20 protein-coding genes and 1 other annotated feature are annotated in these 20730 nt (G+C 64.0%); of the genes, 15 read left to right on the top strand and 5 right to left on the bottom strand.

Translation table 11 applies throughout. The features are described 5' to 3' along the window. The first annotated feature begins 581 nt into the window (after positions 1 to 581). The 9 genes from nifE (at position 582) to nifM (ending at position 8717) form a co-directional block, all read left to right on the top strand. On the top strand, positions 582 to 1955 hold the full coding sequence (gene nifE / locus ACLH1U_RS00170) for a nitrogenase iron-molybdenum cofactor biosynthesis protein NifE (RefSeq protein WP_032454924.1): 1374 nt from the start codon (positions 582 to 584) through the stop codon (positions 1953 to 1955). A gap of 9 nt (positions 1956 to 1964) precedes the next feature. Beyond that, a complete protein-coding gene (gene nifN / locus ACLH1U_RS00165) occupies positions 1965 to 3350 on the top strand; it encodes a nitrogenase iron-molybdenum cofactor biosynthesis protein NifN (RefSeq protein WP_411298970.1) in 1386 nt (461 codons plus the stop codon). Then, entirely contained in the window at positions 3337 to 3807 is a 471-nt protein-coding gene (locus tag ACLH1U_RS00160; protein ID WP_023290342.1) for a NifB/NifX family molybdenum-iron cluster-binding protein, read from the top strand. Before nifN ends, ACLH1U_RS00160 begins: the two co-directional genes overlap by 14 nt. Positions 3808 to 4001: 194 nt before the next feature. Beyond that, on the top strand, positions 4002 to 4841 hold the full coding sequence (gene nifU / locus ACLH1U_RS00155) for a Fe-S cluster assembly protein NifU (protein ID WP_032454927.1): 840 nt from the start codon (positions 4002 to 4004) through the stop codon (positions 4839 to 4841). 15 nt (positions 4842 to 4856) lie between these two features. Continuing rightward, positions 4857 to 6059 carry a cysteine desulfurase NifS gene (gene nifS, locus ACLH1U_RS00150; protein ID WP_060590484.1) on the top strand — a complete coding sequence of 401 codons (1203 nt, stop codon included), beginning with the start codon at positions 4857 to 4859 and terminating at the stop codon, positions 6057 to 6059. A 15-nt stretch (positions 6060 to 6074) separates the two neighbouring features. After that, positions 6075 to 7217 carry a homocitrate synthase gene (gene nifV, locus ACLH1U_RS00145; protein ID WP_105490739.1) on the top strand — a complete coding sequence of 381 codons (1143 nt, stop codon included), beginning with the start codon at positions 6075 to 6077 and terminating at the stop codon, positions 7215 to 7217. A gap of 2 nt (positions 7218 to 7219) precedes the next feature. Further along, a complete protein-coding gene (locus ACLH1U_RS00140; protein ID WP_023290346.1) occupies positions 7220 to 7477 on the top strand; it encodes a nitrogenase-stabilizing/protective protein NifW in 258 nt (85 codons plus the stop codon). Further along, positions 7474 to 7917: a nitrogen fixation protein NifZ gene (locus ACLH1U_RS00135; RefSeq protein ID WP_023290347.1), complete on the top strand. Its 444-nt coding sequence runs from the start codon at positions 7474 to 7476 to the stop codon at positions 7915 to 7917. Before ACLH1U_RS00140 ends, ACLH1U_RS00135 begins: the two co-directional genes overlap by 4 nt. Continuing rightward, positions 7917 to 8717 (top strand): nitrogen fixation protein NifM, encoded by an 801-nt coding sequence (gene nifM, locus ACLH1U_RS00130; RefSeq protein WP_048336068.1) that lies wholly within the window; start codon positions 7917 to 7919, stop codon positions 8715 to 8717. The genes ACLH1U_RS00135 and nifM overlap by 1 nt, the downstream gene beginning before the upstream one ends. Positions 8718 to 8739: 22 nt before the next feature. Here the strand turns inward: nifM and ACLH1U_RS00125 are convergent, their stop codons facing one another. Continuing rightward, entirely contained in the window at positions 8740 to 9270 is a 531-nt protein-coding gene (locus tag ACLH1U_RS00125; RefSeq protein WP_023290349.1) for a flavodoxin, read from the bottom strand. Positions 9271 to 9589: 319 nt separating this feature from the next. Here ACLH1U_RS00125 and nifL point away from each other — a divergent pair, with 319 nt between their 5' ends. From nifL to ACLH1U_RS00105, 4 genes are all read left to right on the top strand, one after another. After that, complete coding sequence (nifL, locus tag ACLH1U_RS00120) at positions 9590 to 11074, top strand: nitrogen fixation negative regulator NifL (protein WP_411298969.1); 1485 nt, start codon at positions 9590 to 9592, stop codon at positions 11072 to 11074. Continuing rightward, positions 11071 to 12645 (top strand): nif-specific transcriptional activator NifA, encoded by a 1575-nt coding sequence (nifA, locus tag ACLH1U_RS00115; RefSeq protein WP_004203574.1) that lies wholly within the window; start codon positions 11071 to 11073, stop codon positions 12643 to 12645. Before nifL ends, nifA begins: the two co-directional genes overlap by 4 nt. A gap of 164 nt (positions 12646 to 12809) precedes the next feature. Then, positions 12810 to 14216 carry a nitrogenase cofactor biosynthesis protein NifB gene (gene nifB, locus ACLH1U_RS00110; RefSeq protein WP_048297859.1) on the top strand — a complete coding sequence of 469 codons (1407 nt, stop codon included), beginning with the start codon at positions 12810 to 12812 and terminating at the stop codon, positions 14214 to 14216. Further along, on the top strand, positions 14216 to 14731 hold the full coding sequence (locus ACLH1U_RS00105) for a nitrogen fixation protein NifQ (RefSeq protein WP_023290352.1): 516 nt from the start codon (positions 14216 to 14218) through the stop codon (positions 14729 to 14731). The genes nifB and ACLH1U_RS00105 overlap by 1 nt, the downstream gene beginning before the upstream one ends. Positions 14732 to 16028: 1297 nt before the next feature. Here ACLH1U_RS00105 and plaP read toward each other — a convergent pair. The 4 genes from plaP to ACLH1U_RS00085 form a co-directional block, all read right to left on the bottom strand. Next, complete coding sequence (gene plaP / locus ACLH1U_RS00100) at positions 16029 to 17387, bottom strand: putrescine/proton symporter PlaP (RefSeq protein WP_004203583.1); 1359 nt, start codon at positions 17385 to 17387, stop codon at positions 16029 to 16031. Next, entirely contained in the window at positions 17377 to 17439 is a 63-nt protein-coding gene (gene yoeI, locus ACLH1U_RS00095; RefSeq protein WP_096335043.1) for a membrane protein YoeI, read from the bottom strand. The genes plaP and yoeI overlap by 11 nt, the downstream gene beginning before the upstream one ends. Positions 17440 to 17675: 236 nt before the next feature. Next, positions 17676 to 18566 carry a LysR family transcriptional regulator gene (locus tag ACLH1U_RS00090; protein ID WP_080901755.1) on the bottom strand — a complete coding sequence of 297 codons (891 nt, stop codon included), beginning with the start codon at positions 18564 to 18566 and terminating at the stop codon, positions 17676 to 17678. A gap of 38 nt (positions 18567 to 18604) precedes the next feature. After that, entirely contained in the window at positions 18605 to 19429 is an 825-nt protein-coding gene (locus ACLH1U_RS00085; protein WP_004152513.1) for an SDR family oxidoreductase, read from the bottom strand. Between the two features lie 176 nt (positions 19430 to 19605). On the opposite strand from ACLH1U_RS00085, the gene hisL reads away from it, so the two are divergent. Together hisL and hisG are read left to right on the top strand one after the other, a co-directional pair. Further along, on the top strand, positions 19606 to 19656 hold the full coding sequence (hisL, locus tag ACLH1U_RS00080) for a his operon leader peptide (protein ID WP_004899375.1): 51 nt from the start codon (positions 19606 to 19608) through the stop codon (positions 19654 to 19656). Continuing rightward, positions 19632 to 19754, top strand: a sequence feature (His leader region). Its footprint overlaps the gene before it by 25 nt. A gap of 47 nt (positions 19755 to 19801) precedes the next feature. Further along, positions 19802 to 20701 (top strand): ATP phosphoribosyltransferase, encoded by a 900-nt coding sequence (gene hisG, locus ACLH1U_RS00075; RefSeq protein WP_023290356.1) that lies wholly within the window; start codon positions 19802 to 19804, stop codon positions 20699 to 20701. Positions 20702 to 20730 lie beyond the last annotated feature (29 nt).

Below are 20730 nucleotides of genomic sequence, written 5' to 3'. Positions count from 1 at the left end.
TGCCCCTGCAGGTGACATCCTTTCTTTCAGCCAGGCAAGCGCCTGAGGACAGGGACATCCTTTCTTTCAGCAAGGCAAGCGCCGCAGGACAGGGACAAAAGTGACAGCGGGGGGTTAGGCGCATCAGGAAAATTGGCGAGAACGCAGGCGCGCATCCAGGACTGGCCGCCAGGACGGCGGCCAGAGGGCGGTCGAGACAGGGATGTCGAGTCCGCCCGTTCCGCCAGATGAAGCCGGAGTGGAGCGGACCGCGCAGCGGCAATTTTCAGCGCCATGCGGGGGGTCATGGGGGGCGGGCGAAACGCCCCCCATGCCGTTCACCCGCAGAGGGCGCGATGAAATAGAGAGGAAGGTTGGTGAACGGAATATTCCACCTTATCGACGCTTCCCGTCATTCGCCAATATGCGGCAATACTGTCGCGGTAAATCCAGTTATCAGCGCGATAAATCATGCCTTACCCCTGTCTGATTGTTGCCTTTGTCGCAAAGCCCACAACCCTTTTTCCTTAAAAATCAACCCCCCTCTCCCTGGAGCGCGAATTGCATCACCTCCCCGGTCTCCCACCGTCAACGAGGTCACTATGAAGGGAAAGGAAATTCTGGCGCTGCTGGACGAACCCGCCTGCGAGCACAACCAGAAGCAAAAATCCGGCTGCAGCGCCCCTAAGCCCGGCGCCACCGCCGGCGGCTGCGCCTTCGACGGCGCGCAGATAACGCTCCTGCCCATCGCCGACGTCGCGCACCTGGTGCACGGCCCTATCGGCTGCGCGGGAAGCTCGTGGGATAACCGCGGCAGCGTCAGCGCCGGCCCGGCCCTCAACCGGCTCGGCTTTACCACCGATCTCAACGAACAGGATGTGATTATGGGCCGCGGCGAACGCCGCCTGTTCCATGCCGTGCGTCACATCGTCGACCGCTATCGCCCGGCGGCGGTCTTTATCTACAACACCTGCGTACCAGCGATGGAAGGCGATGACATTGAGGCGGTGTGCCAGGCCGCGCAGACCGCCACCGGCGTCCCGGTCATCGCCATTGACGCCGCCGGCTTCTACGGCAGCAAAAATCTTGGCAACCGGATGGCGGGCGACGTAATGCTCAGGCAGGTGATTGGCCAGCGCGAACCCGCCCCATGGCCGGACAACACGCCCTTTGCCCCGGCCCAGCGCCACGATATCGGCCTGATTGGCGAATTCAATATCGCCGGCGAGTTCTGGCAGGTCCAGCCGCTGCTCGACGAGCTGGGGATCCGCGTCCTCGGCAGCCTCTCCGGCGACGGCCGCTTTGCCGAGATCCAGACCCTGCACCGGGCGCAGGCCAATATGCTGGTGTGCTCGCGAGCGCTGATCAACGTCGCCCGGGGGCTGGAGCTACGCTACGGCACGCCGTGGTTTGAAGGCAGCTTCTACGGGATCCGCGCCACCTCCGACGCCTTGCGCCAGCTGGCGGCGCTGCTGGGGGATGACGACCTGTGCCGCCGCACCGAGGCACTGATCGCCCGCGAGGAGCGAGCAGCGGAGCAGGCGCTAGCGCCGTGGCGCGAGCAGCTCCGCGGGCGCAAAGTGCTGCTCTACACCGGCGGCGTGAAATCCTGGTCGGTGGTCTCGGCCCTGCAGGATCTCGGCATGACCGTGGTGGCCACCGGCACGCGGAAATCCACCGAGGAGGACAAACAGCGGATCCGGGAGCTGATGGGCGACGAGGCGGTGATGCTTGAGGAGGGCAACGCCCGCACCCTGCTCGACGTGGTGTACCGCTATCAGGCGGATCTGATGATCGCCGGCGGACGCAATATGTACACCGCCTGGAAAGCCCGGCTGCCGTTCCTCGATATCAATCAGGAGCGGGAGCACGCCTACGCTGGCTACCAGGGCATCATCACCCTCGCCCGCCAGCTCTGTCTGACCCTCGCCAGCCCCGTCTGGCCGCAAACGCATGCCCGCGCCCCGTGGCGCTAGGAGAACACCATGGCAGACCTTATCCGTAGCGAAAAACCGCTGGCGGTGAGCCCGATTAAAACCGGGCAACCGCTCGGGGCGATCCTCGCCAGCCTTGGGCTGGCCCAGGCCATCCCGCTGGTCCACGGCGCCCAGGGCTGCAGCGCCTTCGCCAAAGTTTTCTTTATTCAGCATTTTCATGACCCGGTACCCCTGCAGTCGACGGCCATGGATCCGACCGCCACGATCATGGGCGCCGACGGCAATATCTTCACCGCGCTCGACACCCTCTGCCAGCGCCACAGTCCGCAGGCCATTGTGCTGCTCAGCACCGGGCTGGCGGAGGCGCAGGGCAGCGATATCGCCCGGGTGGTACGCCAGTTTCGCGAGGCGCATCCCCGCCATAACGGCGTGGCGATCCTCACCGTCAACACTCCGGATTTTTTTGGCTCCATGGAGAACGGCTACAGCGCGGTGATCGAGAGCATCATCGAGCAGTGGGTGGCGCCGACGCCGCGTCCGGGGCAGCGGCCCCGGCGGGTCAACCTGCTGGTCAGCCACCTCTGTTCGCCAGGGGATATCGAATGGCTGAGCCGCTGCGTGGAGGCCTTTGGCCTGCAGCCGGTGGTCCTGCCGGACCTCTCCCTGTCGATGGATGGCCACCTGGGTCAGGGGGATTTTACGCCCCTGACCCAGGGCGGCGCCTCGCTGCGCCAGATTGCGCAGATGGGCCAGAGTCTGGGCAGCTTCGCCATCGGCGTGTCGCTGCAGCGGGCGGCATCGCTGCTGAGCCAGCGCAGCCGCGGAGAGGTGATCGCCCTGCCGCACCTGATGACCCTCGGCCACTGCGATACCTTTATTCATCAGCTGGCGAAGCTGTCCGGGCGCCGCGTACCGGCCTGGATTGAGCGCCAGCGCGGCCAGCTGCAGGACGCGATGATCGACTGCCATATGTGGCTGCAGGGCCAGCGCATGGCGATGGCCGCGGAGGGCGACCTGCTGGCGGCCTGGTGTGATTTCGCCCGCAGCCAGGGGATACAGCCCGGCCCGCTGGTCGCCCCCACCAGCCACCCCAGCCTGCGCCAGCTGCCGGTCGAGCGGGTGGTGCCGGGGGATCTGGAGGATCTCCAGCAGCTGCTGAGTCGCCAACCCGCCGATCTGCTGGTGGCTAACTCTCACGCCCGCGATCTGGCGGAGCAGTTTGCCCTGCCGCTGATCCGCGTCGGCTTTCCCCTTTTCGATCGGCTCGGCGAGTTTCGCCGGGTCCGCCAGGGGTACGCCGGCATGCGCGACACGCTGTTTGAGCTGGCCAATCTGCTGCGCGACCGCCATCACCACACCGCCCTCTACCGATCGCCGCTTCGCCAGGGCGCCGACCCCCAGCAAGCTTCAGGAGACGATTATGCCGCCCATTAACCGTCAGTTTGAGATGGTCCACGCCGACGAGTGGTCGATGAAAGTCGCCTTCGCCAGCTCCGATTACCGCCATGTCGATCAGCATTTTGGCGCCACGCCGCGGCTGGTGGTCTACGGTGTCAAGGCGGATCGGGTCACCCTGCTGCGGGTGGTGGAGTTCCCGGTCGTCAGCGGCCATCAGACCGAGAAAATTGCCGAGCGCATCCACGCCCTGGAGGATTGCGTCACCCTGTTCTGCGTGGCGATTGGCGAGGCGGTTTTTCGCCAGCTGCTGCAGGTGGGCGTCCGCGCCGAACGGGTTCCCGATCAGACCACCATCCTCGGCTTACTGCAGGAGATCCAGCTCTCCTGGTATGAAAAAGCGCAGCGCCGCAGCGCGCGGCAACGCGATCCGCAGCGCTTTAACCGCCTGCTGGAGGAGCAGACGTGGCGGGAGGAGCCCGACCCGCAGCCCTGAGCCTGTCGTTTATGTGACAAAGCCCACAAAACGCCACAACAGTGTCGGCTCTGTCGGGGGCGGTTAACCCGCCAGGTCATTAACAAATAAGGTTTTTATGCGTTGGTACCGCAATTGCTTGGGGAACAGTACCACCGCCAGTCTGCGGTGCACCGCGCCCCGGCGTTTTCGTCATCATCCCTGGAGCTGACAGCATGTGGAACTACTCCGAGAAAGTGAAAGACCATTTTTTTCATCCCCGCAACGCGCGCGTGGTCGACAACGCCAACGCGGTGGGCGATGTGGGTTCATTAAGCTGCGGCGATGCGCTGCGCCTGATGCTGCGGGTTGATCCGCACACCGAGATCATCGAGGAGGCCGGCTTCCAGACCTTCGGCTGCGGCAGCGCCATCGCCTCCTCTTCCGCGCTGACGGAGCTGATTATCGGCCACACCCTGACCGAAGCCGGGCAGATCACCAACCAGCAGATCGCCGACTACCTCGACGGCCTGCCGCCGGAGAAAATGCATTGCTCGGTGATGGGCCAGGAGGCGCTGCGTGCGGCTATCGCCCATTTTCGCGGCGAAAGCCTTGAGGAGGAGCATGAGGAGGGCAAGCTGATCTGTAAATGCTTCGGCGTCGACGAAGGACATATTCGCCGGGCCGTGGTGAACAACGGCCTGACCACCCTCGAGGAGGTGATCAACTACACCAAGGCCGGCGGGGGCTGTACCGCCTGCCATGAAAAAATAGAGCTGGCGCTGGCGGCGATCCTCGCCCAACAGCCGCCCGCCCCCCTGCCGGCGGAGACGGCCCACGATGCGCAGTGGCAAAGCGTGGTCGATACCATCAACGAGCTGCGCCCGCACATTCAGGCCGACGGCGGCGACATGACGCTGGTGAGCGTCACCCCGCGCCAGGTCACCGTCAGCCTCTCCGGCAGCTGCAGCGGCTGCATGATGACCGACATGACCCTCGCCTGGCTGCAGCAAAAGCTGATGGAGCGCACCGGAAGTTACATGGATGTGGTGGCGGCCCCGGCCGCGGTTAACTAACCCCAGGGGGACACAATGAAACCTGTTTATCTCGATAACAACGCCACCACCCGTCTCGACCCGATGGTTCTCGACGCGATGATGCCCTTTTTGACCGACTTTTACGGCAATCCCTCGTCGATTCACGATTTTGGTCTGCCAGCGCAGGCCGCCCTTGAACGGGCGCACCAGCAGGTGGCCGCCCTGCTCGGGGCCGACTACCCCAGCGAGATCATTTTTACCTCCTGCGCCACCGAGGCCACGACCACCGCCATCGCCTCAGCGGTGGCCCTGATGCCGGAGCGGCGCGAGATCATCACCAGCGCGGTCGAACATCCCGCCACCCTGGCGGTGTGCGAACAGCTGGAGCGCCAGGGATACCTGATCCACCGTATCGCCGTGGATCGGCAGGGCGCTCTGGATATGGCGCAGTTTCGGGCGGCGCTTAGCCCACGCGTGGCGCTGGTCAGCATCATGTGGGCCAATAACGAAACCGGCGTCATGTTCCCGGTGCCCGAGCTGGCGGAGCTGGCCCATGAGCAGGGCGCGCTGTTTCACTGCGACGCCGTGCAGGTGGTGGGCAAAATCCCGATGGCGCTCAGCCAGACGCGGATCGATATGCTCTCCTGCTCGGCGCATAAATTCCACGGCCCCAAAGGGGTGGGCTGCCTCTGGCTGCGGCGGGGAACGCGTTTTCGCCCGCTGCTGCGCGGCGGCCACCAGGCGCATGGCCGGCGGGCCGGGACGGAAAATATCAGCGGCATTGTCGGCATGGGCGCCGCCAGCGAGCTGGCGCAGGTCCACCTCCCGGGCATGGCGCAGATTAGCCAGCTGCGCGATCGCCTTGAACATCAACTCCGGAGCGCCATTCCGGCGGTAACGGTGATGGGCGGCAGCCAGCCGCGGGTGCCCGGCACGCTTAATCTGGCCTTCGAGTGCATTGAAGGCGAGGCGATCCTGCTGCTGATGAATCAGGCCGGGATCGCCGCCTCCAGCGGCAGCGCCTGCACCTCCGGCTCGCTGGAGCCGTCGCACGTCATGCGGGCGATGAATATTCCTTACACCGCGGCCCACGGCACCGTTCGCTTCTCCCTCTCGCGCTACACCCGGGAAAAAGAGATCGACTACGTCATCGCCGCCCTGCCTCCTGTTATCGACCGGCTGCGCGCCCTGTCGCCCTACTGGCGAAACGGCCAGCCGCTCCTGCAGGATGGCGCCTTCGCGCCGGTCTTCGGTTAAGACGGAGAGACGAAAATGGGACGCGTACTGATCAATGACACCACCCTGCGCGATGGCGAACAGAGTCCCGGCGTGGCCTTCCAGGCCAGCGAAAAAATCGCCATCGCCGAGGCGCTGTACGCGGCGGGGATAGAGGCGCTGGAGGTCGGCACCCCGGCGATGGGCGAGGAGGAGTGCGCCCGTATCCGGCTGGTGCGCCGTCAGCTCCCTGGCGCCACGCTGATGACCTGGTGCCGGATGCAGGCCGGCGAAATTCGCCTGAGCGCCGAGCTGGGCATGGACTGGGTGGATATCTCCATCCCCGCCTCCGACAAGCTGCGGCAGTACAAACTGCGCGAGAGCTTACCGCTGCTGCTGGAGCGGCTGACGGGTCTGATCCACCTCGCCCATACCCTTGGCCTGAAGGTCTGCATTGGCTGTGAGGACGCCTCGCGGGCCAGCGACGCGACGCTACGGGATATTGCCCGGCAGGCCGGCGAGGCGGGGGCTGCCCGTCTGCGCTATGCCGACACCGTCGGTATCCTCGACCCGTTTACCACCGCGGCGCAGATCGCCGCCCTGCGTAACGTCTGGCCCGGCGAACTTGAGATGCACGCCCATAACGATCTCGGGCTGGCCACCGCCAACACCCTCGCGGCGGTACGCGCCGGAGCCACCAGCGTAAACACCACCGTGCTGGGCCTGGGCGAACGGGCGGGCAACGCGGCGCTGGAAACGGTGGCGCTCGGGCTGGAGCGCTGCCTGGGCGTCGAGACCGGGGTGCGTTTCACCGCCCTGCCGGCGCTGTGCGAACAGGTGGCCCTCGCCACCCGCCGCCCTGTCGATCCCCAGCAGCCGCTGGTGGGCGAGCTGGTTTTTACCCATGAGTCCGGCGTGCACGTCGCGGCGCTACTGCGCGACAGCGAGAGCTATCAGGCGATCGACCCCGGCCTGCTGGGCCGCGGCTATCGGCTGGTGCTGGGCAAACACTCCGGTCGCCAGGCGGTTAACGGCGTCTTCGACCGGATGGGCTATCACCTGACGTCAGCGCAAATTGACCAGCTGCTGCCGGCGCTCCGCCACTTTGCGGAAACCGGCAAACGCAGCCCGCGGGATGATGAGCTGGCGGCAATCTATCACGCGCTCTGCGGCGCCGAAACGCTGCAGGCCAGGGGGTAAGCATGGAGTGGTTTTATCAGATCCCCGGCGTAGACGACCTGCGCTCCGCCGACGCCTTCTTTCAGTTTTTCGCCGTTCCCTACCAGCCCGAGCGTCTGGCCCATTGCAGCCTGCCGGTGCTGGCCGCCTTTCACCGCAAGCTGCGGGCGGAAGTGCCCCTGCTCAACCAGCTGGAGGAGAACCCGCGCGCGCACTGGCTGCTGGCGCGCCGGCTGCTGGCGGAGAGTTATCAGCAGCAGTTCGAGGAGAACACGCCATGAGACCCACATTTACCTTTAGCGAAGCGGTCCGCGTCGTGCGCGCCATCCGTAACGATGGCACCTATGCGGGCCTGCCGTCCGGCGCCCTGCTGGTGCGCCGGGGCAGCATCGGCTATGTCCGCGACTGGGGGGTATTCTTGCAGGACCAGGTCATCTACCAGGTCCACTTCCCGGAGAGCGACCGGATCGTCGGCTGCCGCGAACAGGAGCTGATTGCCGGCGATCGTCCCTGGCTGGCGGGGAATCTGCAGTATGGCGATAACGTCACCTGCCAGACGGCGCTGACGTTGCAGGGCGAAGTGGTGGTCAACGTCGGTCAGCAGGGGCGTATTGAGGCCACCGATCGGGGCGAGCGCGGGGACGGCTATATCGTCGACTTCGGCGGCCGCTGGTTCCAGGTTCCGGTGACCGCGCTGGCCCTGGCAGAGGAGGAAGAATAATGCAGCCATGGCAACGATTTGGCCGGCGGCGGCTGGCGCAGAGCCGCTGGAACTGCGAACCGGCGGCCATCGCCGCGGCGGACCGGGAGGCCTTCGAGGCGGCCTGGCAGCGTCAGGCCCGCGTGGAGCAGGCGCTGGTCGCCGAGGTCGCGGCGGAGGCGATCCCCGCCGCGCTACGGGAAGGCCTCGCCGCTTCGCTGCGCCTCTGGCTGGATGAGGGCGGATTTACGCCGCCGGAGCGGGCGGCGATCGTCCTGCACCATGCCCGGCTGGAAACCGCCTTCGCCGGGATTGCCAGCCAGGCGCCGCTGCCGGATCCTACCGCGGTGCAGGCGTGGTATCTGCGGCATCAGGCGCAGTTTATGCGCCCGGAACAGCGGTTGACCCGCCATCTGCTGCTCACCGTCGATGGCGATGAGCAGGCGGTTTACTCGCGCATCCAGGCGCTTCATGGGCAAATCGCGGCCTCCCGCGAGGCGTTTGCGCCGCTGGCCCAGCGACACTCCCACTGCCCGAGCGCGCTGGACGGCGGGCGACTAGGGTGGATCGGGCGGGGGTTGCTCTATCCGCAGCTGGAGGAGGCCCTGTTTGCGCTGACGGAAAATGCGCTGAGCGCGCCGGTGGCCAGCGAGCTGGGCTGGCACCTGGTATGGTGCGAAGCCATCCGCCCCGCCGCGCCGATGACGCCTGAACAGGCGCTGGAAAGCGCCCGTGAATACCTCATTCAACAGAGCCAGCGCCGCCACCAGCGCCAGTGGCTGGCTGAGATGTTAGCGCGCCAGCCGGGGCTGTGCGGGTAGCCGACAGGCCACCCGCCAGCGTCTACAGCAGGTGCGGTTTGATCTCCTCAAGCCAGGTCGCCAGACGCGTTTCGGTCTCGTCGAACTGGTTATCCTGGTCCAGCACCAGCCCGACAAACCGCTCCCCCTCCAGCGCCGATGAGGCGCTGAACTCATACCCCTCGTTCGGCCAGCTGCCGATCATCGTCGCCCCGCGGGCGCGCAGGGCGTCGTACAGCGGTCGCAGCCCGCTGGCGAAGTTATCGGGATAGCCGCGCTGATCGCCGAGGCCAAACAGCGCCACCGTTTTTCCCTGCAGGCTGACGTCGCCGAGGTTGCGGATAAACTCGGCCCACGACTCGCTCTCGCCCCCGGCCTCAAGGCCCGGCAGCTGGCCGTCGCCCAGCGTCGGCGTGCCCAGCAGCAGGGCCGGGTAGGCCAGCAGGTCCGCCAGCGTGGCGCGGTTAATATTGACCGGGGCGGCGGCGGCCTCCCCCAGCTGCTTGTGGATCAGTTTCGCGATCTTGCGGGTTTTACCGGTATCGGTGCCAAAGAAAATGCCAATGTTCGCCATAGTACGCTCCTGTCGGAATGGTGTCGGAAATAGGGATTACCGCAGGGGTATTGCGAAGGCTGTGCCAGGTTGCCCTGCACCGTGACGGCTCATCCCTGCCCCATCAGGATCGCTTCCCGCCGCCGCAGCGCCCGCGCAAGGCGCCCCCGGCGGACCGAAAGGTAAAAATCAGCGGATTTTCCCCCTGTCGGATCAATGTTTCGTTCGGTCGTTTCGATAAGGGCGCACCGTTTGCATGGTTATCCGGGTTCGGCTCAGCCCGCCGCGATCCGCGCAGGGTGTCGGACAATTTGTCATAACTGCGACACAGGAGTTTGCGATGACCCTGAATATGATGCTCGATAACGCCGCGCCGGAAGCCATCGCCGGCGCGCTGACTCAACAACATCCGGGGCTGTTTTTTACCATGGTGGAACAGGCCTCAGTGGCGATTTCCCTCACCGACGCCAGCGCCAGGATCATCTACGCCAACCCGGCGTTTTGCCGCCAGACCGGCTATTCGCTGGCGCAATTGTTAAATCAGAACCCGCGCCTGCTGGCCAGCAGCCAGACGCCGCGCGAGATCTATCAGGAGATGTGGCATACCCTGCTCCAGCGTCAGCCGTGGCGCGGCCAGCTGATTAACCAGCGGCGGGACGGCGGCCTGTACCTGGTGGAGATTGACATCACTCCGGTGCTCAGTCCGCAAGGGGAACTGGAGCATTATCTGGCAATGCAGCGGGATATCAGCGTCAGCTATACCCTGGAGCAGCGGCTGCGCAACCATATGACCCTGATGGAGGCGGTGCTGAATAATATTCCCGCCGCCGTGGTGGTAGTGGACGAGCAGGATCGGGTGGTGATGGACAACCTTGCCTATAAAACCTTCTGCGCCGACTGCGGCGGCCGGGAGCTGCTCACCGAGCTGCAGGTCTCCCCAGGCCGGATGACGCCCGGCGTGGAGCAGATCCTGCCGGTGGCGATCCGCGGGGCCGTGCGCTGGCTGTCGGTGACCTGCTGGCCGCTGCCCGGTGTCAGCGAAGAGGCCAGCCGCTACTTTATCGACAGCGCCCTGGCGCGAACCCTGGTGGTGATCGCCGACTGTACCCAGCAGCGCCAGCAGCAGGAGCAGGGCCGCCTCGACCGGCTGAAGCAGCAAATGACCGCCGGCAAGCTGCTGGCGGCGATCCGCGAGTCGCTGGACGCCGCGCTGATCCAGCTGAACTGCCCGATTAACATGCTGGCGGCGGCCCGTCGGCTGAACGGCGAAAGCAGCGGCAACGTGGCGCTGGAGGCCGCCTGGCGCGAAGGGGAAGAGGCGATGGCCCGGCTCCAGCGCTGTCGCCCGTCGCTGGATCTCGAAAACCCCGCCGTCTGGCCGCTGCAGCCCTTTTTCGACGACCTGTGCGCCCTCTACCGCACCCGCTTCGATGCCGAGGGGCTGCAGCTGGACATGGCCTCGCCGCATCTGATCGGCTTTGGCCAGCGCACTCAGCTGCTGGCGTGCTTAAGCCTGTGGTTCGACCGCACCCTGGCCCTCGCCGCCGAGCTGCCTTCCGTCCCGCTGGCGATGCAGCTCTATGCCGAGGAAAACGACGGCTGGCTGGCGCTGTACCTGACCGACAACGTGCCGCTGCTGCAGGTGCGCTACGCCCACTCCCCCGACGCGCTGAATTCGCCGGGCAAAGGCATGGAGCTGCGGCTGATCCAGACCCTGGTGGCGCACCATCGCGGGGCCATCGAGCTGACTTCCCGGCCGCAGGGCGGCACCTGCCTGACCCTGCGTTTCCCGCTGTTTAACACCCTGACCGGAGGTGAAGCATGATCCCCGAATCCGACCCGGACACCACCGTCAGACGCTTCGACCTCTCTCAGCAGTTCACCGCCATGCAGCGGATAAGCGTGGTGCTGAGCCGCGCCACCGAGGCCAGCAAAACGCTGCAGGAGGTGCTCAGCGTATTGCACAACGATGCCTTTATGCAGCACGGGATGATCTGTCTGTACGACAGCGAGCAGGAGATCCTCAGTATCGAAGCGCTGCAGCAAACCGAGCAGCAGACTCTCCCCGGCAGCGCGCAGATCCGCTATCGTCCCGGCGAGGGGCTGGTGGGGACGGTGCTGGCCCAGGGGCAATCGCTGGTGCTGCCCCGGGTCGCCGACGATCAGCGTTTTCTCGACCGCCTGAGCCTCTACGATTACGATCTGCCGTTTATCGCCGTGCCGCTAATGGGGCCCAACGCCCGGCCCATGGGAGTGCTGGCGGCCCAGCCGATGGCGCGCCAGGAAGAGCGGCTGCCGGCCTGCACCCGCTTTCTCGAAACCGTCGCCAACCTCATCGCCCAGACCATCCGGCTGATGATCCTCCCGGCCTCAGCCACCCTGCCGGGCCGCCAGCCGCCGAAGGTGGAACGGCCGCCTGCCTGCTCGTCGTCGCGCGGGGTGGGCCTTGACAATATGGTCGGCAAGAGCCCGGCGATGCGCCAGATCGTGGAGGTGATCCGCCAGGTTTCGCGCTGGGACACCACTGTGCTGGTACGCGGCGAAAGCGGCACCGGGAAAGAGCTGATCGCCAATGCCATCCACCACCATTCCCCGCGGGCTGGCGCCGCCTTCGTCAAATTTAACTGCGCGGCGCTGCCGGACAACCTGCTGGAAAGCGAACTGTTCGGCCATGAAAAAGGCGCCTTTACCGGCGCGGTGCGCCAGCGTAAGGGGCGTTTTGAGCTGGCGGATGGCGGCACCCTGTTCCTCGACGAGATTGGCGAAAGCAGCGCCTCGTTCCAGGCTAAGCTGCTGCGCATCCTGCAGGAGGGAGAGATGGAGCGGGTCGGCGGCGATGAGACCCTGCGGGTGAATGTCCGCATCATCGCCGCCACCAACCGCCACCTGGAGGAGGAGGTCCGGTTGGGCCACTTCCGCGAGGATCTTTACTATCGCCTGAACGTGATGCCCATCGCCCTGCCCCCCCTGCGCGAACGTCAGGAGGACATCGCCGAGCTGGCGCACTTTCTGGTGCGCAAAATTGGCCAGCATCAGGGGCGCACGCTGCGGATCAGCGAGGGGGCGATCCGTCTGCTGATGGAGTACAGCTGGCCGGGCAATGTTCGCGAACTGGAGAACTGCCTCGAACGATCGGCGGTGATGTCCGAGAGCGGCCTGATCGATCGCGACGTGATCCTCTTCACCCACCAGGAACGTCCGGCCAAAGCCCTGCCCGCCAGCGGGCCGGCGGAAGACAGCTGGCTGGACAACAGCCTGGACGAACGCCAGCGGCTGATCGCCGCGCTGGAAAAAGCCGGCTGGGTGCAGGCCAAGGCGGCGCGGCTGCTGGGGATGACGCCGCGCCAGGTCGCCTACCGGATCCAGATCATGGATATCACCCTGCCGCGTCTGTAAGCCACGGTGTCAGGTTCAGGACATTGTCGCCTGCGCGGCGGGAACGCGACAATATTTTGCCGCAGGGATGCGGAATAACACCTTTCTTTTCAGCATGATAAAAAATCCCTCTCTGGTATGCCCTTTGCATCAGGAAGGTATCGCCCAACCAAGAAGGTACGACCATGACTTCCTGCTCTTCTTTTTCCGGCGGCAACGCCTGTCAGTCGGCGGACGCCAGCGCGTTAGCGCCGCGGGTGGCCGATAAGGTCGCCGCGCACCCCTGCTATTCCCGCAGCGGGCACCACCGTTTCGCCCGGATGCATCTCCCGGTCGCTCCGGCCTGCAATCTGCAGTGCAACTACTGCAACCGTAAATTCGACTGCAGCAATGAATCCCGCCCCGGGGTGTCTTCGACGCTGCTGACCCCCGAGCAGGCGGTGCTGAAAGTGCGCCAGGTGGCCCAGGCCATCCCGCAGCTGTCGGTGGTCGGCATTGCCGGGCCCGGCGATCCGCTGGCCAATATGACCCGCACCTTCCGCACCCTGGAGCTGGTCCGCGATCAGCTTCCGGACCTGAAATTATGCCTGTCGACCAACGGGCTGATGCTGCCCGACGCGGTGGATCGCCTGCTGGAGGTCGGTGTGGATCACGTTACGGTGACCATCAATACGCTGGATGCCGGCATCGCCGGACAAATCTACGCCTGGCTGTGGCTCGACGGCGAACGCTACCGCGGGCGGGAAGCCGGGGAGATCCTGATAGCCCGCCAGCTGGAGGGGGTCCGCAGGCTGACCAACGCCGGGGTGCTGGTCAAGATAAACTCGGTGCTGATCCCGGGGATCAACGACAGCGGCATGGCCGAGGTCAGCCGTTGTTTGCGGGAAAGCGGCGCGTTTATTCACAATATTATGCCGCTGATTGCCAGACCGGAGCACGGCACGGTCTTTGGCCTCAACGGCCAGCCAGAGCCGGACGCCGGGATGCTCGCCGCGATCCGCAGCCAGTGCGGGGCCGCGATGCCGCAGATGACGCATTGCCACCAGTGCCGCGCCGACGCCATCGGCATGCTGGGCGAAGACCGCAGCCAGCAGTTTACCCAGCTGCCGGACCCGGACAGCCTCCCCGACTGGCTGCCAATCCTCCATCAGCGCGCCGAACTTCATGCCAGCCTCGCCACCCGGGGAGAGTCGGAGGCCGATGATGCCTGTCTGGTGGCCGTGGCCTCCAGCCGCGGCGAGGTGATTGATTGTCATTTTGGCCATGCCGACCGCTTCTCGATCTACAGCCTGTCTGCCGCCGGCATGGTGCTGGTGGGCGAGCGCTTTACGCCGAAATATTGCCGCGGCGCGGAGGAGTGCGAGCCGCAGGAGAACGAAGCCAGACTGGCGGCGCTCCTCGCGCTGCTCGCCGACGTGAAAGCGGTGTTCTGCGTGCGTATCGGCCATACGCCATGGCAACAGCTCGAGCGACAGGGCATTGAGCCGCAGGTGGACGGCGCGTGGCGGTCGGTCGCCGAGGTGCTGCCCGCCTGGTGGCAGCGGCGGCGACAGAGCCTGGCGGCATCGCGCCTGCGTCAGGGGGTCGCCTGATGGCGCCGGTCGACTGGTTGACCCGCCTGTGGCGTCGGTATCACGCCGGAAAAGGCTGCTTTCCGCTGCGAATGGGGCTAAGCGTCGAGGCGTGGCTGGCCCTGCAGCAGCGGCTGGGCGAGGTGGCGACGCCGCTGGACAGCGAGGCGCTGAGCCGCCGCCGGCTGATGACGGAGCTGAATGCCACCCGCGACGAAGAGCGCCGCCAGCTGGCGCGATGGCTGGCGGAGTGGATCGCGCCGGGAGCCGAACCAATGGCGCCGATCGTCGCCGGGGCGGCGCTGGCGTTTAATCATCTATGGGAGGATCTGGGTCTGGATTCGCGCGCGGAACTGGGCCGGCTGATGAGCGACTGCTTTCCGCAGCTGGTGGCGCAGAATGTCCACCATATGCGCTGGAAGAAGTTCTTTTATCGCCAGCGCTGCCTGCAGTCGCAGGGGGAGATCGTCTGCCGCTCGCCGAGCTGCGACGAATGTCTGGAGCGTAGCCTCTGCTTCGAACCGCCGCCTCAATAAACACCCCGCAGGTGCCCCAAAAATGCCCCTGTTTTACCGCTTTACGCGGATTTCTGCCGGGTGGCGCTTCGCTTACCCGGCCTACAAAACCATCTACCTATCAGAAGGTTACTCAACACCCCAGGCCCGGCAAGCGCCGCGCCGCCGGGCAAGGACAGCGGGCGCAGTGCCGCTTGTGTGCCGGGTGGCGCTACGCTTACCCGGCCTACAACGCCATCTACCTATCAGAAGGTTACTCTACACCCCAGGCCCGGCAAGCGCCGCGCCGCCGGGCAAGGACAGCGGGCGCGGAGCCGCTTGTGTGCCGGGTGGCGCTTCGCTTACCCGGCCTACAAAACCATCTACCTATCAGAAGGTTACTCAACACCCCAGGTCCGGCAAGCGCCGCGCCGCCGGGCAAGGACAGCGGGCGCGGAGCCGCTTGTGTGCCGGGTGGCGCTTCGCTTACCCGGCCTACAACGCCATTTACCTATCAGAAGGCTGCTCAACACCCCAGACCCGGCAAGCGCCGCGCCGCCCGGCAAGCGCAGCAGGCGCGGAGCCGCTTGTGTGCCGGGTGGCGGCTACGCCTTACCCGGCCTGGAGTTCGTGCGACCTGTCGTTAATTTATTCACCAGCCTTGCTGAAACTGCCGGTGCTGGCGGCCTCAAAATCGCTGAGACGTTCCCGGAAGGCCGGGGCAGCCCGCATGGATGCGGGCTGAGGGCCGTGTTTTGCACGGACGCTGCCTCGGCCCGACCCGCAGCCTGCAGAGATAAGTCGAAGGGACCGCGTAGCGGCGATTTTGCTGGCCGGAGCCCGGGGGTACAGGGGGCGGCGGCGACTGGCCGCCCCCTGTGCGCTCCCTGCGCCACAAAAAACAGAGTGCAGAAAAATTAACCGGGAGCGCAATGTGCGCTGAAGCCACAGATAACATAAATGACCACACGGCGTTGCTTCCCCTCACCCTGGCCCTCTCCCCAAGGGAGACGGAACTGTCCGGCCATCGTTTCCGTGGCCAACATATTGCCGGGTGGCGGCTGCGCCTGACCCGGCCTACGGAGTCTGAAAACGTGGTAAACCGATAACAGTCTCCACCGCCGCCGGGCAATACATCAGGCTCCGAGCCCAATATGTTGCCGGGTGGCGCTTCGCTTACCCGGCCTACATAACCATTTAATTTCAGAAGGTTAACCATCACCGTAGGCCCGCGCAAGCGCAGCGCCGCCGGGCAAAAAAGCAGCCCCAGACGCAGACAGCAGACGAAAAAAAACCGGAGGTTTCCCTCCGGCTTTTCTCATTCACATCACGCTACGCCTTACGCCACGTCTTCGTACTGCGGCACCGGGTTGCGGAAGCTTTTGGTCACGCAGGCCAGATAGACCAGACCGATACCGGCCCAGATCAGGCCCAGAATCATCGAGCTCTCTTCCAGGTTGACCCACAGCGCGCCGACGGTCAGGGCGCCGCACATCGGCAGGAACAGATACTGGAAGTGGTCTTTCAGCGTCTTGTTGCGTTTCTCACGGATCCAGAACTGCGAAATCACCGACAGGTTAACGAAGGTAAACGCCACCAGCGCACCAAAGTTAATCAGCGCCGTCGCCATCACCAGGTCGAAGTTAATCGCCAGCAGGGCGATAGCGCCGACCAGGATGATGTTCATCGCCGGGGTGCGCCAGGTCGGGTGCACATAGCCGAAGAAGCTTTTCGGGAACACGCCGTCACGGCCCATCACGTACATCAGACGCGCCACGCCAGCGTGCGCCGCCATACCGGACGCCAGTACGGTAATGGTGGAGAAGATCAGCGCGCCAACCTGGAAGGCTTTACCTGCCACGTAGAGCATAATTTCCGGCTGTGACGCATCCGGATCTTTAAAGCGCGAGATATCCGGGAAGTACAGCTGCAGGAAGTAGGTGGCAAAGATGAAGATCAGGCCGCCGATCAGCGCGGTCAGGAAGATCGCGCGCGGAATGACGCGCTCTGCATCTTTGGTCTCTTCAGACAGGTTGCTGATGCCGTCGAAGCCGGTAAACGAGAAGCACAGGATCGTCGCCCCGGTAATCATTGGGATCACGTGCGCGTCACCGGACCAGAACGGACGGCTGCTGGCCAGCGTACCGGCGCCTTCGCCGCCAAACACGCCATAAATCACCATGCCGAGGATAACGGCAATCAGCACCACCTGCAGCACCACGATCACGGTGTTGAAGTTGGCTACGGATTTAATGCTGCGCAGGTTAAAGGCGGTCATAAAGGCGACCAGCGCGATAACAAACACCCACGACGGAATCGAAGGCACCAGCGCTTCAAAATAGATTTTCGCCAGCAGAATGTTGATCATCGGCGCGAACAGGTAGTCGAGCAGCGAGGACCAACCCACCATAAAGCCAACGGTCGGGCTGATGGATTTCTGCGCATAGGTATACGCCGAGCCGGCGGACGGGTAACGACGTACCAGCTTGCCATAGCTCAGGGCAGTAAACAGGATAGCGATTAACGCAAAGGCGTAGGCCGTCGGCACGTGACCGTCGGTCATACCAGAGACGATACCAAACGTATCGAACAGCGTCATCGGCTGCATATAGGCCAGGCCCATCATTACAACCGGAACTAGCGTAAGTGTTTTACGTAATTCCACGCGAGAGGTATTTGGAGTAGCGTTATGCGACATAGTTATCCCCTTTTACGGTGAACGCCAGCGCGTAAGCAAAAAATTGCCCCATTTCTTTCTATTCCTCAGCGACAACGACTGTCGGTTTTTAGTAAATATCTATCCGGTACGAAGCCCGGCCTCTTGGTATTGAATGATGTGTCTTTCGACCAAAAAAATAACCGACACTTTAAAAAAAGCGTCGGCTAGTCTCTGGTTTTCAGGCCGCATATTTTGCAACAATATCAACGGCGTTGACAAGATGTTATGAAGTTCATTGCGTGAGCATAATTTTTAAGATGCTAATATCTATACGATTTCCGTATGATAAATTGTAAAAATAGCACTATTTGCTAATAGCGCTTCGCGCCACCATTTCCCGGCCAAACCGCAGGCGGCGTCATTCCAGGCGATCCACGCGCGCTGACAAGGCGACAGCCCGCGCACGGCCAGGCTGACCAGTTCGCCGCTCTCCAGCAGCCCCTGCACCTGATAACGCGGCAGGCAACCCCACCCCAGCCCCATGCGCAGCAGCGCCAGCTGCCCCGCGGCGTCACACACCGTCAGGGTCTCCTGATCGGCGAGCAGCGCCCCACCCTCGCCGGTGGCCACCGCGCGGTAACGCCGCAGGGTTCGCCAGCTCAACGGGGCGCGGCGCGCCGCCAGAGGATGCTGCGGGGAGACCACCAGCAGCAGCTCCAGCTCGCCAAGCGGAAGATAATCATAGCCGCTCAGCGGCGGCGGCTCGCCGAGCGCCCCCAGCAGGAGATCGGCCTGCCCTTCCGTCAAGGGCCGCCAGTCCAGCAGCGAGGGGGTCAGCGTGAAGCGCAGCCGGGTGAGTGGCTGCTGTTGATAAAAGGCGGCGATCAACGGCGAGAGTTGCGCCACGGGAAAGGTGCTGTCCACCGCCAGGCGGAGGGTATGTTCCCACCCCTGCTGCAGCTTAACCGCCCGGATCTCCAGTTCGCGGGCGATGTGCAACACTTCCCGCCCTTTCTCCAGCAGCATCTGTCCGGTGGGGGTAAAGCGCGCGCGGTGGCCGCTGCGGTCGAGCAGCTGAATATTGAGATCGCTTTCCAGCCGGTGAATGGTGTAGCTCAGCGCCGAGGGCGTTTTAAAGAGCTTTGCCGACGCCGCGGCAAAGCTCCCCTCTTTTTCCAGCGCGTCGAGGATCACGAGGACATCCAGCAGTGGTTTCATCGCTACCCCCTTACGGTATGCGAATCACCGCTGGCGGATCACTCCATCGGCATCACCAGCGGATCGGGGTACTGGTACTCAAACCCCAGCTCATTGCAGATACGATTGCCATCCACAATCTTACCCTGGCCGCCGTCCGGGCTGTCGCTGAAGACCGGCGGCGGCAGCCCCAGCTCGCGGGCCATCTGCGGATAAAAGAGGCCGCGCGCCGGATGGCGGGGCGCACATAGATTATAGATGTGCCCGCCCTTCGGAGCCTGCAGCAGCAGTTCGATGGCGGCCACCACATCCTGCAAATGCACCAGGTTGACCACGTGCTGGCCATCCGGCGCCGACTTGCCGGCGAAAAAACGCCCCGGATGGCGGGACGGCCCCACCAGCCCGGCCAGGCGCAGAATATCCACCGAGGTCCCCGGCAGATTGTGCAGCCAGTCCTCCAGCTCCTTGAGCACCTGCCCGCTGGCGGTTTGCGGCAGGCGCGGGGAGTTCTCTTTCACCGTACCGTTGACGTTGCCATACACCGAGGTGGAGCTGGTGAAGACGATCCGCGGAATATGGTACGCCAGCGCGGTATCGACAATCTCTTGCACCGCCTGCAGATAAAACCCTTCCCCCGCCCCGGTCCGCCGGGCCGGCAGCGTGATCACCAGCGCATCGACGTTCATCAGCGCGTCGAGGTCCTCGGTATCACAGACCAGCTGCGGCTCCAGGCGCAGCGGATAGCTGTCGATCCCGCACATCCGCGCCGCCTCCACACCATCCTGCGTGGTTTTACTGCCGGTGACCTGCCAGCCTCGCGCCGTCAACGACAGCGCCAGCGGCATCCCCAGCCATCCCAAACCGACTATCGCGACCTTTTTCATCCCAGGCTCCTGACTCTTTCGCTGTGCTGATTACAGGCTACGCCAGCCAGCGGCAACTGACAATTTCTTCGCTCAATGTGAAATGAATTAATGATAGAAAAAAGCCCTTGCTTTCTGCGGCGAAAGTGGTTTAGGTTAAAGGACATCAAATGCATAGTCATTCACAGAGAATTTTTATGAACCGCGTTCAATTTAAACACCACCATCATCACCATCATCCTGACTAGTCTTTCAGGCGATGTGTGCTGGAAGACATTTGGATCTTCCAGTGGTGCATGAACGCGCAGAGAGCCCCCGGAAGATTCACTTCCGGGGGCTTTTTTTTGGACCAAATTCGGACAGATTCAGACAGGTATTCAGAGGAAAAGAACAATGTTAGACAACACCCGTTTACGCATAGCTATTCAGAAATCAGGCCGTTTAAGCGAAGATTCACGCGAATTACTCAGCCGCTGCGGCATTAAAGTCAATTTGCACACCCAGCGTCTGATTGCGCTGGCGGAAAATATGCCAATCGACATTCTGCGCGTGCGTGATGACGATATCCCGGGCCTGGTGATGGACGGTGTTGTCGACCTCGGCATTATCGGCGAAAACGTGCTGGAAGAAGAGCTGCTCAGCCGCCGCGCCCAGGGCGAAGACCCGCGCTATTTCACCCTGCGTCGTCTGGACTTCGGCGGCTGCCGCCTGTCGCTGGCGACCCCGGTGGATGAAGCCTGGAACGGCCCGGCGGCGCTGGACGGCAAACGTATCGCCACCTCTTACCCGCACCTGCTGAAGCGCTACCTCGATCAAAAAGGTATCTCCTTTAAATCCTGTCTGCTGAACGGCTCCGTGGAAGTGGCGCCGCGCGCCGGCCTCGCCGACGCCATCTGCGACCTCGTCTCCACCGGCGCCACCCTGGAAGCCAACGGCCTGCGCGAAGTGGAAGTGATCTACCGCTCCAAAGCCTGCCTGATCCAGCGCGACGGCGAAATGGACGACGCCAAACAGCAGCTGATTGACCGCCTGCTGACCCGTATTCAGGGCGTGATCCAGGCCCGCGAGTCGAAATACATCATGATGCACGCCCCGACCGAACGTCTGGAAGAAGTGGTTGCCCTGCTGCCGGGCGCCGAACGGCCAACCATTCTGCCGCTGGCGGGCGACAAGCAGCGCGTGGCGATGCACATGGTCAGCAGCGAAACCCTGTTCTGGGAGACCATGGAAAAACTGAAGGCGCTGGGCGCCAGCTCCATTCTGGTGCTGCCGATTGAGAAGATGATGGAGTAATCGGCCAGCCGGTCACGGGACACACAGGG

This window comes from Klebsiella sp. 1SOBk5mer, assembly GCF_046603115.1.
In the GTDB taxonomy this organism is placed as follows: Bacteria; Pseudomonadota; Gammaproteobacteria; order Enterobacterales; family Enterobacteriaceae; genus Klebsiella; species Klebsiella quasipneumoniae.
Note: the sequence above shows the minus strand (reverse complement) of the source record. Positions and strands in the feature narration are given on the sequence as shown.